The organism is Staphylococcus sp. GDY8P120P, assembly GCF_017892065.1.
Taxonomy (GTDB): domain Bacteria; phylum Bacillota; class Bacilli; order Staphylococcales; family Staphylococcaceae; genus Staphylococcus; species Staphylococcus nepalensis.
Window position 1 is genome coordinate 17,450 of the sequence record NZ_JAESKI010000007.1, and the last position, 16,694, is coordinate 34,143.

At 32.3% G+C, this 16,694-nt stretch carries 13 protein-coding genes; 5 read left to right on the plus strand and 8 right to left on the minus strand.

Annotated features, from left to right (window positions below; all coding sequences use genetic code 11):
• Positions 1–259: 259 nt before the first annotated feature.
• Both KA900_RS04695 and KA900_RS04700 read right to left on the minus strand, forming a co-directional pair.
• A complete protein-coding gene (locus KA900_RS04695; protein ID WP_096808442.1) occupies positions 260–955 on the minus strand; it encodes a GTP pyrophosphokinase in 696 nt (231 codons plus the stop codon).
• 233 nt (positions 956–1,188) lie between these two features.
• Positions 1,189–1,602, minus strand: a complete 414-nt coding sequence (locus KA900_RS04700) for a DUF2188 domain-containing protein (RefSeq protein WP_096808441.1) — start codon at positions 1,600–1,602, stop codon at positions 1,189–1,191.
• Positions 1,603–1,776: 174 nt separating this feature from the next.
• Between KA900_RS04700 and KA900_RS04705 the strand changes: the two genes are divergently transcribed.
• Positions 1,777–2,952: a hypothetical protein gene (locus KA900_RS04705; protein WP_103372840.1), complete on the plus strand. Its 1,176-nt coding sequence runs from the start codon at positions 1,777–1,779 to the stop codon at positions 2,950–2,952.
• Entirely contained in the window at positions 2,933–4,144 is a 1,212-nt protein-coding gene (locus tag KA900_RS04710; RefSeq protein ID WP_115341943.1) for a 5,10-methylene-tetrahydrofolate dehydrogenase, read from the plus strand. Before KA900_RS04705 ends, KA900_RS04710 begins: the two co-directional genes overlap by 20 nt.
• A gap of 276 nt (positions 4,145–4,420) precedes the next feature.
• On the opposite strand, the gene KA900_RS04715 is transcribed toward KA900_RS04710, so the two are convergent.
• From KA900_RS04715 to KA900_RS04730, 4 genes are all read right to left on the minus strand, one after another.
• Entirely contained in the window at positions 4,421–6,337 is a 1,917-nt protein-coding gene (locus KA900_RS04715) for an FUSC family protein (RefSeq protein WP_115341942.1), read from the minus strand.
• 445 nt (positions 6,338–6,782) lie between these two features.
• Complete coding sequence (gene budA, locus KA900_RS04720) at positions 6,783–7,481, minus strand: acetolactate decarboxylase (RefSeq protein WP_103372843.1); 699 nt, start codon at positions 7,479–7,481, stop codon at positions 6,783–6,785.
• A gap of 177 nt (positions 7,482–7,658) precedes the next feature.
• Positions 7,659–7,943 carry a putative quinol monooxygenase gene (locus KA900_RS04725; protein ID WP_096808436.1) on the minus strand — a complete coding sequence of 95 codons (285 nt, stop codon included), beginning with the start codon at positions 7,941–7,943 and terminating at the stop codon, positions 7,659–7,661.
• A 67-nt stretch (positions 7,944–8,010) separates the two neighbouring features.
• A complete protein-coding gene (locus KA900_RS04730; RefSeq protein ID WP_210139338.1) occupies positions 8,011–9,288 on the minus strand; it encodes a pyruvate MFS transporter in 1,278 nt (425 codons plus the stop codon).
• 386 nt (positions 9,289–9,674) lie between these two features.
• Here KA900_RS04730 and uptA point away from each other — a divergent pair, with 386 nt between their 5' ends.
• The gene (gene uptA / locus KA900_RS04735) at positions 9,675–10,286 is read left to right on the plus strand and encodes an undecaprenyl phosphate transporter UptA (protein WP_103372846.1); all 612 of its coding nucleotides are present in this window, start codon (positions 9,675–9,677) and stop codon (positions 10,284–10,286) included.
• 242 nt (positions 10,287–10,528) lie between these two features.
• On the opposite strand, the gene putP is transcribed toward uptA, so the two are convergent.
• Positions 10,529–12,079: a sodium/proline symporter PutP gene (putP, locus tag KA900_RS04740; protein ID WP_103372847.1), complete on the minus strand. Its 1,551-nt coding sequence runs from the start codon at positions 12,077–12,079 to the stop codon at positions 10,529–10,531.
• Positions 12,080–12,624: 545 nt separating this feature from the next.
• Here putP and KA900_RS04745 point away from each other — a divergent pair.
• Complete coding sequence (locus tag KA900_RS04745; RefSeq protein ID WP_096808432.1) at positions 12,625–14,577, plus strand: fructose-1,6-bisphosphatase; 1,953 nt, start codon at positions 12,625–12,627, stop codon at positions 14,575–14,577.
• Between the two features lie 287 nt (positions 14,578–14,864).
• On the plus strand, positions 14,865–15,926 hold the full coding sequence (locus KA900_RS04750) for a YkvI family membrane protein (RefSeq protein ID WP_103372848.1): 1,062 nt from the start codon (positions 14,865–14,867) through the stop codon (positions 15,924–15,926).
• 149 nt (positions 15,927–16,075) lie between these two features.
• On the opposite strand, the gene mhqD is transcribed toward KA900_RS04750, so the two are convergent.
• A complete protein-coding gene (gene mhqD, locus KA900_RS04755; protein WP_096808430.1) occupies positions 16,076–16,672 on the minus strand; it encodes a methylhydroquinone degradation carboxylesterase MhqD in 597 nt (198 codons plus the stop codon).
• Positions 16,673–16,694 lie beyond the last annotated feature (22 nt).

A 16,694-nucleotide genomic window follows, 5' to 3' on the forward strand; every position in this document is an offset into this window, starting at 1 on the left:
ACAAGCAACAAAAATGCAAACGCTTGCACTTTAAAATTCACGTCTTTATTTCACAAAAAAAGCGGCATGCCTAATTTGAATAGACATACCACTTTTTTTAATATTAATTATTTGATTGAGCTCAATGTGTACCATTACACGCTCATTAATGTATTTGATTACAGTAACAGGATGACCTATTACCTTAATCGTACAAAATAACTTAAGTTAACGAATACAAGTTTGGGTTAAAAAATCTTGCCTTAGTTCAGACAGTAACTTAATTGTCAAAAACTTCAGTATGGATATTTTGCATTTTACTTTCAACCGTCGTTATTTCATTTGCACATTGTTTTAGAACTTCTCTATAATCTTCAGTATTTTTTTGATTTTTATAACGAATCTTGTGCTCTAAACTCGCCCACATATCCATACCAATTGTTCTAATTTGAATTTCTACTGGCACCTTTTCTACAGAGTGAGCTAGAAATACTGGTATTGAGACTACAATATGCAAACTTCTGTAACCGTTACCTTTCGGCGTTTTTATATAATCTTTACGCTTTATAAGTTGCACATCCGCTTGTTTTAACAATAGTTCTTCGATTACATAAATATCATCCATATAATTGCAAACAACTCTAATACCCGCAATGTCTAAAATGTACTCTTTAGCTGATTCAGTATTAATTGGATAACCTTTTCGGTCTAATTTTTTAATCAAACTTCTCATTTCTTTGACTCGGCGTTCCATATGATGAATTGGATTATGCTTATACATTTGTTTGAAATGATCATCTAAGATATCAAGTTTAGTACTGATTTCTTTAAGTGCAGAAGAGTACAATTGTTCTAAAGATACAAAATCGATAACCATTTCAAATGCTTCTTCGTAGTTGTTTATATAGGCCAAACTCTCTTTAAATTCTGCTTTTAAATCATCCATATTTAGAGTAGGCTTGCGTTCAATGTACATAAATCGTACCTCCATAACTCTCACTTTATAAATATTATAGCTGAATTAAAATACATTTAAAATAAAATAGTATATAAATCAGCCATAATATTAGACTATTGAGACTAAGATATAAAGGAATTATTATCTTAGGGGGCATATCATATTAACAGTAGACAACTGTAAATACACGTGTATGCGAACGAACACTTTAAGTGACTTTCAAACGCCCACGCTCATAGTCATTTTTGATATTACTCATCCTTTTTGTGTTCAATGATTTCAGTTTTTCTATTATCTGCGATATTGCGTGCGCGTTTCATAGCATCTTCTTTTTTATCAAAACTATCAGAAGCTTGTTTCGCATCTTCTGATTTTATTTTCCAAGCATCGTCTTCATAATACACATGTACGTCCTTATTATTTAATTTTGGATTGCTTGATTCATCTTTTTCATGTACTGTAATTTTTTTATTTTTCAACTCTTCTAATTCTTTTTTAGAAGCCGTTTGATACCAATTTTCTGCTTGTTTGGTCGCAATTGGTATCGTATTTTCTTCTTTATAGCCATCCTTTAACATCGCATTACCAATATCTATAGCTTTCTTCCGTTCTAAGGGCTCCATGTTTTTCCAACTTTGTGGGTAATCTTCCATAGTCCAAGGCATAAATTAAAAACCTCCTGATTATATTTATTAGTTTTCTTTTACCACCTTTTGTTTAAACTAATCAAGCCTATGCTATTTAAATTTAATGAATTGTAAAATCAATATGATTTATCTTTGATTTATCGGGAATTAATTATAGGAAGTGTAATAGTTAAAAAAGGAGGTCAAACTAACATGAAGGTCACAATCGGGTTAATACCATCTCCTGACATGCCACATAAACTCATCAACAAAATATATTCTGAACTCCCAAAGGATTTTAAAAATCACGTTGATTCAGAGGTTGAGTGGCAGTTTGATATGCATATAGCATCCATGATTGGTACTGCTGAACATATGGATAAAGCCTTAGATATCGCTGCTAATATTAAAAAGCAAAAAAATTGGGATTATACTATTTGTATCACTGATTTACCTAATTTTTCTAAAAACAAAAGTGCGTTATGTGACGTGGATTTTGATAATAAAACAGCTTTATTATCACTACCAGCATTAGGTGCTTTTAAATTAAAAAATAAATTACGAGAATGTTTAATTTTTATAATTGAGTACTTGCATACTCCAGATAAAAATCAACTTGATTTAAATTCCAAATATTTTAAGCTAACTCAGTTTAATGAAGTCATTCCTAATGAGAAGAAATCAGATCATAAATCACGCGTTATTGCTAAATCAACTATACTAGGTTGGTTTCATTTAATTTGTGGCATGACTTATGCCAATGAACCATGGTCTGCCATTTTTGATTTTAAAAAAATTATTTCTGTTTCTTTTGCTACAGGTACTTATATAGCCATTTTTTCTACACCATGGGATATCAGCTTAGATTATAGTTATTGGCGCTTTATTTTATTGATGTTTCTTTCTATTTTTGGAATGGTTGGTTGGTTGATATACTCGTACAAATTATGGGAACGACCAAGTCCGAACACGCAAAAACTTTATCGCTTTATATATAATATAACGACTTTTGCGACGCTTTCGACCATTACATTTTTCAACTTTATAGCGCTCTATATTCTATTAACTGTAAGTACATTGTTATTTGTACCACCAGAATTGTTTTCAAACTGGACGTCATTAAATAGCAAAGAACCTACTGTACTCAATTATATTAACTTAATCTGGTTTATAACTTCTCTAGGTATATTGGCAGGTGCTATGGGATCCACTGTTGAAAATGCTGAAAAAATTAAAAGAGTAACTTATTCCTTCAGACAATATTATAGAGCTAAGTCATTAGAACAAGAAGATGAAAATAACTCTAGTGATTATGCTCAAGATGATTATTATGAAGGCAAGAAACAATCACACCACGAGGAGGGATTAAATGAGCACGACAGTCGCTAAAATAGGTATTGTTGCCGCGCCAGGTATCTCTGAAAAAATTGCACGTAATCTTGAAATAGATTTACCGAATATACTCAGCAACCAATACGACAATTCAATTGAGTGGAAAGTTGAAACAGTCATCGACCCTTTAACAGGCTCTGCTGAAACGGTTCATGATATTTTTACTAAAATCACTGACTACCAAGATAACAATAATTGGAAATATACGATTGGGCTCACTGATTTGCCTGTCATTGAACAACAAAAGGTGGTTGCTATTGATATTAATAGACAAAATGGCGCTAGTTTAATTTCTTTACCTGCTTATGGATGGCGTCCTATCAAAAAACGTATTCAAAATTCTATTTTAGCTATGCTTCAAGCCATCGATGAATTTAAAAATCCAGAAAAAAATAGCGAACATCATCGGGGCATGCAGCTTATGAATGCTCAATTTCCTTTATCGAATTTACAAGCGCGTACTGTTTATTTTAAAGATACTACTTCTCAACATACACAGTATTATGTCTCTTCTCGAGCCAAAGGTATGTTTCGTTTAGTTAGTGGTATGACATTTGCTAACAACCCATTCAATATGCTGAAAAGCCTAAGTAGCGTTGTCGCAATTGCATTTACCACAGGCGCATTCGGTATTATTTTCACTACTATGTGGAACTTAAGTTTTGCGTATGCTGGATGGCGGCTGCTATTGATGATGCTTGCCGCTATATTTGGAATGATGATTTGGATGATTGTCGCTCATGGCTTATGGGAATCTAAAAAAGAAAGTAATAATAAAAGAATCACAACGTTATACAATTTAACTACGACTATGACTTTAACTGTTTCTGTAATGATTTATTATACTATTCTATTCATACTATTTTTAATCGCTGCGTTAATCGTGCTCCCATCGGGTTATTTAGGACAAACGTTACAATTAAAAACATCTGCAAATTTAATAATATATATAAAGCTTGCTTGGTTTGCGGCATCTATTTCAACCGTAGCTGGTGCAATTGGTGTAGGATTAAATAACGAAGCACTCATACTTGAAAGTACTTATGGTTATAGACAAAAGCAACGTTACAAACAGTTACATGAAGAACAACAACAATCAAAAGAGCAACAAAAACAAACACAAAAAGATATTCAAGAGAAAAAACAAGAAGAAGAACAAAAAGCGAGAGAACAAAGTGATTCTAATTAAATTTCAGACTACAGTGAGACTCACCTCGTTTTATTTCAATGCTTATCCTATATAAATCAACCGAGTTAGCCCGAGTGATATGATTGTTTTAAATTTATTTAATTACTTTTATCATATGAATCTATATTATGTCTTTCACTATAGCGTTGTCGTTATTTAAACACAAAAAGTCACCTCCATGACATATGGAGGCGACTTTTATTTGTATCATAAATATTTGTACCCTGAAATATGATATTGGTTATAAATAATTATAGACTAACGTTTTATATCCTATTAAGCGTAAGATAATTTAACTTCTTGTCTAGCATTTTTACAATTACTTTGAATACTCATTAGAGAAGTTCTAATATACATATATTGTGGTAAAGTTGTGAGTTCTTCAACATTAATGTTTGAACCAATTTCAAAATGTTTAGCAATGTTTTCAAACACTAATAAATATTGTCCCATTGTTTCATCATCAATATGGTAACGTTGTTCATTGCTTAAAGCTCTCGTTAACATAAAGCTTATTTCTTCCAATGCATAGATACTAGGATAATAGTATTGAATAACCATTTTATTACTAAATACTTCACCATTTGCACTACTGTAAATCTGTTTCATATTATTAAGTTGAACACTTAAATGTAGCATTTCTTTTTTATCACGTTCTCTTGACGAATATTTATTACTTGAGAATAAATAATGGAAGAGGACTGCTTCATTACGTGCCACTTTAGCAAGCGTACCAGGTAACATTGATGAAGCTGTTTTTCTTCCTATGACGAGTAAACATACAACAGCAATCAGTATACCTACGATTACATCAATAATACGTGGTAACGCAATTAAGATAGATAGATGATTAGATGCTAATCCATTTAATAAAATAACTTGGATTGTAATAAATATTACAGCAAATGAATAATTAGCACCAACAAATATTTCTGTAATACCTGCAGCAACAGCTAAGAGTATAATAGCAACTGGAACGGGTGGCATAGATAGTAATATTAAAGAGAGTGCTAGAACTCCAATAATTGTGCCAATCCCTCTGGAACCTGCCCGTTCAAAGCTGTGTAATGTTGTTGACCCCAATAACACGGTATGTGTACTAAGCGGAATCCAGTATGCCTTATCAAAATCAAACATTAATGCTATAAAAATAGCAATGGCCATGATAACGCTATAACGCAAAGTATTTCTAAATACGAAAGAATCTATAGTAAGATTATTAACTAATCGGTGTCCATAAATAGGCACACGAATGTCTACTTCATGTTCTAATCGTTTTTCATCCGCATTCATGATAGCATCTACCTTAAATATGTTATCGACGAGTTTTTCGTATGTTTCTTCTATATCAACTTGTTGTGTCCATGTTTTGTTTGTCTGACCATGTGTAAATACCAAGTTGATCACGTAATCTGCCATCGCTCTAATTTCTTTAGGTAAAGGGCGTGCGTTTTCCTCATTTAATTCTAATAATTCTGAATGTATACCCTGAGCAATATTATGGAGCAATATTAAACGTTGAAATTCTGGAGATTTTTGAGATTTGGCAGAGCTTGCAGTAATCAGTTGATTATCTGTATTTCTAAACGCAGTAACAGCAAATTGTGATACTTTTGCAAATGCTTTAGGATCATCAAAATTATAAACCAATTGTTTAATAATATTATAATCATTTTTTATGGATTTAACTTCTGCAGATTCTTTTGATAGTAAAATGACGATGATAACTACAAGTGTTGCTAATAAACCGCCAATAAATACCGCTATACCTCTAGTTACAGCTTCTTCAGGCGCAACTGGTAAATTAATTGGCAAACTAAATGCTACAATAAAGAAAGTTGACGATGGGCCCGGAATGTTTAAGGAACTAAACACATAGTATGGCACAACTGCTACGATTAACAGCAATATTCCGAATATAACAGGTTGATTGACTGTTAAGGTACCGAGCATCATAGCAATTGCAAATACAATAGATGTTAAGAAGACAGTGCGAAGCTTGGACTTAGCAGTACCGCCAAACACATAAATATGAGCTAAAGTACCAGTTGAAATTAGCAGACCTATTGAAAAATACCCTACTAAGTAACCAATCATTAGAGGAAGGAACATTAATATACCTTGTCTAATACCTTTAGCAACATCGATTTTCATAGCATTAAATTTGGTAAGTGATTTTAAATATTTAATCAATGGTGGTACACATCTCCTTTTTATTTTTTAATTTAATTATTACATTTGATTTGCGTTTTCTCTAAAACATAAAAAGAGCGGGTTAGAAATCTAAAATTTATAATTTGATTTCATATTCCCGCCCCTTAAAGGTGATTTGATTTTTAAAAAAGCTTATTGATAGAAGCATCTAAACACGAGTTACTACTGCATTTTACCTGCTTTCACTCAAAACGATAGACATTAATATATGACTCAAATTACTTTAGCGCGCACAAGTATCTATGAAGGGGAAGTATCATTACAAAATCAGAACTTTTACAATTATTGATTGCGAAATCATATACACTCTTTTTAATGATTACTAAACTATTTTAACACTTTTATTAATTTCTGCTAGGGTGTTTCCTACAAAACGCTTAAATAAATATGTTAAATAAATACTATTTTACATTTTATTGAGCACTTATTCCGACTGTTTTATATCCTCATGAACAGTCGAATAATCAACATCTGTTTCTAAAAAGTCTTGATTGTTTACAGGGAAATGTTGCTCTAAAGTTTCAATATTGCTTATCTCTATTTCACCATGGTTCATTTCAAAATCTAGTACATGTCCGCCTATCGTTTTCTTTTCATCTACAAAATGTAAATGGAAACCGCCGGCTGCGATCCCATGGAAGAGCTGCGGCGCGTAAAAACCAACAATGGTACCCTCTATTTGATCATACATATACTCAGGTTGTTGCTTTGCTGATTCAATTAATTTCGTATACGGTTTCTCTTGTCTTGGCATCATTCTGACATGTACGCTTTCAAATTTCCCAGTTATTTTCACTGCCAAAAATATATTTTTGCTTTTAGCATGATACATTGCTTTATCTAATAAAGTATCTGAATCAGTGATATGTCTCACTTCAAAACGGTTATCTGGTTTGAAAGGTGTTACAGTAGAAAATGGTGTCATCTCATCACCATTTAATTGTTTGAAATTACCTTGAGCATCAGCATGGTATGCAACACCATCTAATATAATAACTTCGCCATCAGATCCTGTTAGGGTGCCTATGCCTAAATCGCCATGTTTTAAAACTTCATTGATTTTCATTGTGCCATCTAGCAATCCTGCCATCAGCGTACCGAGCGTCCCATGTTGATATAACATGATTTTTCTCTCCTTATATAAGTATCTTTTTAAGTGTCATACCTGTTACAATTATTTACAACAAACTATTATACAATATAAATACATAGCATAATAACATTGTGCTTACAAAGCATAACAAGTTATGTAAAAAGACTGTAAACGTATGAGATTGGTTTACAGTCTTTTGATAATATATTATTTTCTTATAGCGATTTCTATTTCTGGTTCTGCAATTAAATAAGGTTCAACTTCTTTAAAAAATACTTGAAAATGCTCTGATTGATTATGCGCTTGTAAAGCCGCTTCATCTTTATATTTTTCTATAAAAGCAAATGTATCTGGCTCATCCGTTTTTTCAAAGTGAGCATAATATAATGCGCCTTCTTCTTTATTCGCTTGTAACACCAAACGCTCTACTAGGGCTAAGTAATTATCGCGTTGGTCGGGATTAACCTTCATTACTGCAGTTACTACAATCATATACTGGCCCCCCTTGATTATGGTTTGTTTCCTTTTATTGTTTACCTAAAACGTACTTTAACAAACATTATAATGTATCCTTTTCAATAATTAATGGTTGATCTGGTTTTACAAAAAACCACATTACTATTGCAAATATTACAGGAATAATGACTAACTCTAAAGTCACAGTCCAACCTACAATATCAACCAACATACCTGCTAACAATGGGCTAAGCAGTGCACCAATATTTCCCCATAAGTTCATCCATCCTGATACAGAACCAGAGAAATTACGTCCTAAATCGGTTGCTGCTGCCCAACTCATACCAGTTGCAATACCAATCCCTCCCAAACATAACGATAGCCATAAAACATTAACTACTAAATTGTTAGTTTGAATTGACATAAATAATGAAATACAAAATACTACAAATCCAATAACGGCTATCGTTGCTCTTGCAATAAACCTAGATTTGCCTTTTTGTAATAATTTATCAGAAATTGCATCGCCACATAGAATAAGTAAAAACATAGCAATCCATGGTGCACCAGCTGCCCATGCCATATCAGGATCAGTTAGTTTTACATTGTACTGTTCAGTTAAATACGTAGGTAACCATATCAAAAATAGTGATACGACAAATTGCACAACAAAATACTGTGCTGCCAATGCGTAAAAACTAAAGCGTCTTAAAAATATATTCCATGGCGCATTATTTTTTTCAATTTTGATAATGTCACGGTTTGCCATAATATATCTTTTTTCTGCTTCATTTACCATCTTATGTTGTTCTGGTAAATCTTTCGCAATGACTATCCATAACAATGCAATAACAATACCAATTGCACCAAAAATATAAAATACAGCTTGCCATCCAAACATATTAACAATCGCAATCGTTACTACTGGAGCGATAACAGGCCCAAAATAGGATCCTGCTAATAAAGCACTTGATGCGCGTCCTTTTTCTCCCTTTGCAAACCAAAATGAATTAAACACTGCATTGGAAGGATACATTGGCGCTTCACCAACCCCAAATAAAAAACGTACTGCGTATAATAGACCATGGTTTTTAACAACACCTGTTAAAATCGTGAAAGCACTCCACCAAACAAGCGCAATTGTTAACATTTTTTTCGAACCAAATTTTTCTGCTAAAAAACCCGAAGGTACTTGCATCAATGCATAGCCAAGCGAGAAAAATGAAGCTAGTAAACCAAATTGCGTTTTCGTTAAATTTAAATCTTCCATCATAGGACCAGCAATGATCGATATATTCGATCTATCCATATAAGCAATAACGCCTATAATAAAAAATGCAATAGCGAAATACCATCTTATGTTTGTTCTTTTTTGTTCCATGTTGTCTCCACACTTTCTCCCTATTTCACTAGTCATCATATGACCTATTGTGTGCCTAGATATTACCACAATATGAAATCGCTTACAATAACTTTTTTTCCTTTCATCAAAGTATTTATGGAAGTTATAAAATACACTGGCATAAACACATATAAAGTTTGAAATTATTTAATTTTGGTTAAAGTAACCTTTTAAGACAGTAAACCATTTAACTACCCATACATTATTTCGTTATCATTAGCTTCGCTTAAATCTATTAAATCATTTTAGTCTGATATTTTATTCAATTATGCATAATGTGATAACTTGGATTATAATGTATAAGTAATATAAAAATCATAGTTATAGTTATACTTTTACTATATAAAGGAGCGAATTTTGTCGCCATGGAACAAATACTGACAAATTTTATTAATACTTGGGGTTATACTGCGATTGCAATATTAATCTTGTTAGAAAATATATTGCCTTTCATACCGTCTGAAATTATTTTAACTTTTGCCGGTTTAATGACAGTTAAATCTGATTTGTCGATACCTTTACTCTTTATGATATCCACTATTGCGTCTTTGATTGGGTTAATACTACTTTATTATATAAGTAGCATTATATCTGAACCACGCTTATATCGTTTTGTAGATAAATATGGGAAATGGATTAAGCTAAGAGGTAAAGACATCGCCAGAGCGAATGAGTGGTTTAAAAAATACGGTGCCATTGCCGTATTTATTTGTCGTTTTATACCAGTGTTACGTGTATTAATTACGATACCTGCTGGCATTAATCGCATGAATATCATTTTATTTACTGTGCTCTCATTAATAGGTACGACAATTTGGAATATAGCCCTAATCTTTTTAGGAAGTATGTTAAGTAACAGTTGGGATGTACTAATGAATGGTTTACATACTTATTCATACATCATGTATATCGTTATCACCATTGCAATCATCTATCTGTGCATTCGAATCTATAAAAAGAATAGTACACAGCAATAAATATATACTTTCGTAATAATGGTTATATAACTTTATATTTATTTTCCATTAAGTTAAGTCATTAGATGAAATGAGTTTTACCTGATTTTTCTATATAAAAAAGACTAACTTCCCCCTTAGAAGTTAGCCTTTCACGATCTATATTTTCTCCCTAAGCTTTAAAATACAAGCATTTTAAAGCATTTCTTTATTTTTGTTTAATATGATACATAGTTAATATTTTACCCCTTAATCAACTATGTTTAAGCTTTTTGATTGTCACCTTTAACCATTTGACGAACTTCTTCTAAATCGCCTTCAACGTCGATTTGAGGTTTCTTCGTTATTTTACTAACTACAATGGTAACAATTAGACTTGTTAAAAATCCTGGCACGATTTCATATAAATTAAAGAAATCATTAATGTCACCCAGAGGTTTAACAAATGCAATCCAAATGATGACTACAATTGCGCCTGATAACATTCCGCTGACTGCACCAGTACGACTTAAACCTTTCCAATATAAACTTAATAGTACAAGAGGTCCAAATGCTGATCCAAAACCAGCCCAAGCATTACCTACAAGATTTAGAATTGTATCGTTTGGTGTCCACGCAATCATAATTGATGCAATAGCGACTACAATTACAGATAGACGACCAACAAGCACAAATTCTTTTTCATGTTTTTTAGCCGCTTCTTCACCACGAAATAATTTATAAAAATCTTCGGTTAATGAACTTGAAGTCACTAATAATTGTGATGATATCGTACTCATAATCGCAGCTAAAATGGCTGCTAGTAAGAATCCACCAACAAGTGGATGGAAGAGTATTTGACCCATTAAAATAAATAATGTTTCTGGATCTTGAAGCGTTACACCGCCATCATTGACAAATGTAATGCCTACAAGACCAACACCAACTGCACCTAATAAACTAATCGCCATCCAACTAATACCAAAGCGTCTAGCTGTTGGTAATTGTTTCACTGACTTAATAGACATAAAACGCACAATAATATGTGGTTGACCAAAATAACCTAATCCCCAAGCAAAGAATGAAATAATACCGATGATTGTTGTCCCTCTAAATAAATCTAGATTTGTAGGTTTTAATTCTGCAGCTTGTGATAAAGTATCTAACCCACTCAATTGCATCATTGCTACTATCGGCACCATCACCATCGCGATTAACATAATGACACCTTGGAAGAAATCCGTTAACGATACGGCTAAATAACCTCCGAAAAATGTATACGCAATGACGATAAAGGCAACTAATAATAGACCAAAATGATAGTCCAAGCCGAAGGCGCTATCAAATAATTTACCACCTGAGACCATCCCCGAGTGCGTGTACAACGTAAAGAATACAACAATAATACCACCTGAAATAATTTTAATCACGTTAGATTTATCATCTAAACGGTTTCTAAAGAAATCAGGTAATGTAATTGCATCTCCTGCTTTTTCTGTATAAACACGTAAACGTGGCGCCACAACGAGGTAATTTATGTATGCACCAATTGTTAGACCAATGGCTAACCAAGCAGCGGATAAACCTGTAGTGTAAACTTCACCAGGTAATCCCATAATCATCCAACCACTCATATCGGATGCACCAGCAGATAACGCAGTAACATAAGGTCCAATGTTCCTACCGCCCAACATATATTCACTAATATTTCCCGTTGCTTTTTTATAACCATAATATCCAATAATTAATAAAACAACGAAGTAAGCACCAAGCATAATATATGTTTGCCAGTCTGGATTAACTTGGCTCGATAACGATGCTCCCAATGTAAACATAAAATAAACTCCCTTTATATAATTTTGTTACATGCATTTATTATACAAAACTTAAAAAGAATTTAAACCGTTATTTTGAAAAAAATTTTTATAATATAGAGACGAAATGCTGTAAATACGCCTTGAACAACTGTTATTAAAGCCTTCAGGCACATTAAAATTATAATTGTAATTTTACATTTAAAAAGACAAATAAGTAATATAGTGATTCAAAAAAATGTATGTTTCCTACAACTTTTATGTTTATACCCTAAAATACATATTTGAGTAACATCAATGTCATTTTAAATATGACGTCACAGTGCTCTCAATGAATAGTTAAAAACTTAATACGCGTATGTTTTCATCCCTGACATCTTCTGCTAATATCGTAATTAAGCTTGAAATATGTTTGATATTCCAAGATGATTTATAACTAGTACTCATAAACGAATTAGAACTAGACATTCTCTCTAGAATAAATGCTACAATATCATATATACGATGAAAGCGGTTTATTATATAGAGATGAATAACAAAACAACTTAAATGGAGTGACATAAATCATGCATAATACAACAGAAAAAAGTGTAAAAGAAAGATATTTAGATTTGCTATCTCAACAATTTAATAATAAAGAAGAGTTAGCCACTGAAATTATTAATCTTGAATCTATATTAGAACTTCCCAAAGGCACTGAACATTTTGTCAGTGACTTGCACGGTGAATTTCACGCATTCCAGCATGTATTAAGAAACGGTTCAGGTAATGTACGTTCAAAAATCAACGATATATTTCAAGACACGTTAACACAAAAGGAAATCAATGAATTTGCTGCTCTTGTTTACTATCCAGAAGAAAAATTAAAGTTAGTAAAAAATAGTTTTACATCCAAAGAAAGTCTAGACGCATGGTATATCACGACGATCAATCGTCTTATTAAATTAGTCACCTACGCCTCTTCAAAATATACACGTACCAAGTTACGTAAATCATTACCTCAAAATTACGTATTTATAATAGAAGAACTTTTATATAAAAGTAACAAATATAATAACAAACATTCTTATTATCAAACATTAATGAATCAAATTATCGAGCTTGAGCAATCAGATGATTTGATTATCGGACTATCTTTTACTATTCAACACCTAGTGGTCAATCATTTACATGTGGTTGGCGATATATATGACCGTGGTCCAGAACCAGATAAAATCATGGATACGTTGATTGATTACCCATCGGTAGATGTGCAATGGGGAAATCATGATGTACTGTGGATTGGTGCATATGCTGGTTCCAAAGTGTGTTTAGCCAATTTACTAAGAATTTGTGCGCGTTATGATAATTTAAATATTATTGAGGATGCTTATGGTATTAATTTACGCCCTTTATTGACTTTAGCTGAAAAACATTATTCAGGTGACAATTCTGCTTTCAAGCCTAAAAATGCTGAAGCATTATCTCAATCTGAAATTGAACAAATTACAAAAATCCACCAAGCGATTGCTATTATTCAATTTAAATTAGAAGCGCCTATCATTAAACGCCGTCCCGACTTTGAAATGGAAGAGCGCCTAGTATTAGAAAGTATCGATTATAAGCATAACGAAGCGACACTTTACGGTAAAACTTATCCATTAGAGCATACTTGTTTTCAAACTATAGACCCTAACAATCCTAATGAATTAACTGAAGACGAGCAAGAAGTGATAAATAAATTATTATTATCAGTACAACAATCTGAAAAACTGAAACGTCATATGACCTTCTTAATGCAAAAAGGTAAGCTGTACCTTCCATACAATGGTAACCTCTTAATCCATGGCTGTATCCCAGTAGATGAAAATGGTGAAATGGAATCTATGGTCATCGATGGAGAAAAATGTTATGGCAGAGATTTGCTTGACCACTTTGAATATTTTGTACGAGAAGCGTTCGATCATAAAGATATACATGATGATTTAGCAACTGACCTTGTATGGTATTTATGGACGGGTAAGTATTCTTCATTATTTGGAAAACGTGCAATGACAACATTTGAGCGTTATTTCATTAAAGATAAATCAGCACACAAAGAAACTAAAAATCCATATTATTATTTACGTGAAGATGTGAAAATGTGTAAAAAAATGCTCAAGGACTTTGGCCTTGACCCAGAAGAAGGACATATTATTAATGGACACACGCCAGTAAAAGAAATTGATGGTGAAAACCCAATCAAAGCTAATGGAAAAATGATTGTCATTGATGGTGGATTTTCAAAAGCTTATCAATCCACCACTGGTATCGCAGGCTACACGTTACTTTATAATTCCTTTGGTATGCAACTCGTGGCGCATCAACATTTTAATTCTAAAAAACATGTGTTACTTAATGGAGGCGATGAACTTTCTATTCGTCGTGTCGTTGATAAAGAATTAAAACGTAAGAAAATTCGTGATACCAATACTGGTCGTGAAATACAAGAGAAAATTGATGTTTTAAAAGTGTTGATGCACGACCGTTTTGTCCACTAAAGGTTCATAAATCACACACTTTTCATATCATAATCTAAATTATGATATGAAACATTTTAAGAGGTGAAGTTTAAATCAATATTGATTTAAACTTCGCCTCTTTTTTGATACCTTTTTAAATTTCAGGTCGCTTGATAGATTTTCGTTCATACAAAAAATACAAATGTATGTTTCATATAAACTTTTGTGTTTATTTCTCGTTTATTTTCAGCTAAAATAGGTACTTGTGATATTTTATTAAATAAGTGTTTTTTACAAAGTAAATTGCATGAAAGGATTCTAAGTATATGCCTAAATTAAAAGAAATGATTATAGTAGCCTTTGCCTTTGTAGGCGTTGTTGTAGGCGCAGGCTTCGCAACAGGACAAGAAATATTCCAATTTTTTACAAGTAATGGCAAATTCAGTGTGTTTGGTGTTTTTATTACTGGATTTATTATTACTATAGGGGGTGTGTTTGTTTTAAATACAGGGTACCGTTTGCGCTCACATAATCACACCGAACCTATAAAATTTTATCTTCCACGAACAATTGCTGCCATTTTTGATATTATATTAACTTTATTTTTACTTGCGTTAGCAATGATTATGACAGCTGGTGGTGTTTCAACACTTCATGAAAGCTTTGGCATACCTTACGCCATCAGTTCTTTAATTTTAGTACTTATTATATTAGCCACACTCTTTTTAAAATTTGATCGCTTGATTACCGTTTTAGGAATGGTAACGCCATTTTTAGTTATTATTGTAACAATCATTGCTATTTATTATTTTACTACTGGTAGCTTTGATTTTAATTCAGCAGATCAATACGCTAATAACGATAACCGTACAGATAAATGGTGGTGGTTTGATGCTATTAACTATGGTAGCTTACAAATTGCTGCTGCTTTTAGTTTCCTTTCTGTTATGGGAGGACGCTTAAAATACGAAAAATCTACAATATATGGTGGTATTTTAGGTGGCGCCATTGTTACATTTTTATTATTAATGTTAAACCTTGGTATGGTAACTGAATTTACAAATATAACAGACGTCGCACTACCTTCGTTATTATTAGCTAATCATATTTCACCTATTATCGGCACATTTATGGCGATTATTATGATATTAGTTATTTATAATACAGTTGTTGGTTTAATGTATGCATTTGCTTCTCGTTTTACAGAGCCATATCAAAGAAATTATTATATTTTAATCATTATAATGGCAATCGTTACATTTGCTACTACGTTTATTGGTTTTATAGAGTTGATTGGCAAGGTATTTCCAGTCATGGGTATTTTCGGTTTTATATTATTAATACCTATATTTATCAAAGGTGTTTTTCGTAAATCAAATCAATCATGATAAAGAACCCCAAATGATAATGACGCTATGATCTTCAGTCAGTTAGACAAGATAATACGTTAAATTCATCATCTGGGGCTCTTTTATAGTCAATATTTTACTATTAAATTCAGCCAACATTACATAAAATACGTAGCTTGTTATATTAATTAATCATCTTTTAATAATGATTGTCCTGCGATAATACCTTCGCGCGTCAATTCGTGACTATTTACCCACACTTGTTTTACAGTAGCGCCTCGATTTTCAAAAATATCTATAACATTTTGACTATCTTGAATTGAAACGATAGGGTCATTTTCACCCATAGATAATAATACTTCTACATTACTTAAGTCTTTATCATTTACTAAATCCACAGGGTATAATGGCGCATAAAGTAATGCTTTATTAAATGTAATATCTGGATGCAGTATCATACTAACCGCAATATTTGAACCATTTGAAAAACCTACAGGTACAGCATTAGTCAAATCGAAATGGTATGTTTCTGCCGCTTCTTTTAAAAATTGAATTAATCTGTCTGTTCTATAGTTTAAATCTTCCACGTCATATTGCCCTTCGCCATGACGTTTGAAGAAACGGTTCATTCCATTTTCTGAAATTTCTCCTCTTACACTCAATATATTATATTTAGGATTAAGCGCTTGTGCTAAAGGCAATAAATCATTTTCGTCACCACCAGTTCCATGTAATAAAATAAAGGTTGGTGCGTTTGGCTGGCCTTCTCTAAAAATATGTTCCATACTCTTCATCTCCTTTAAGTGT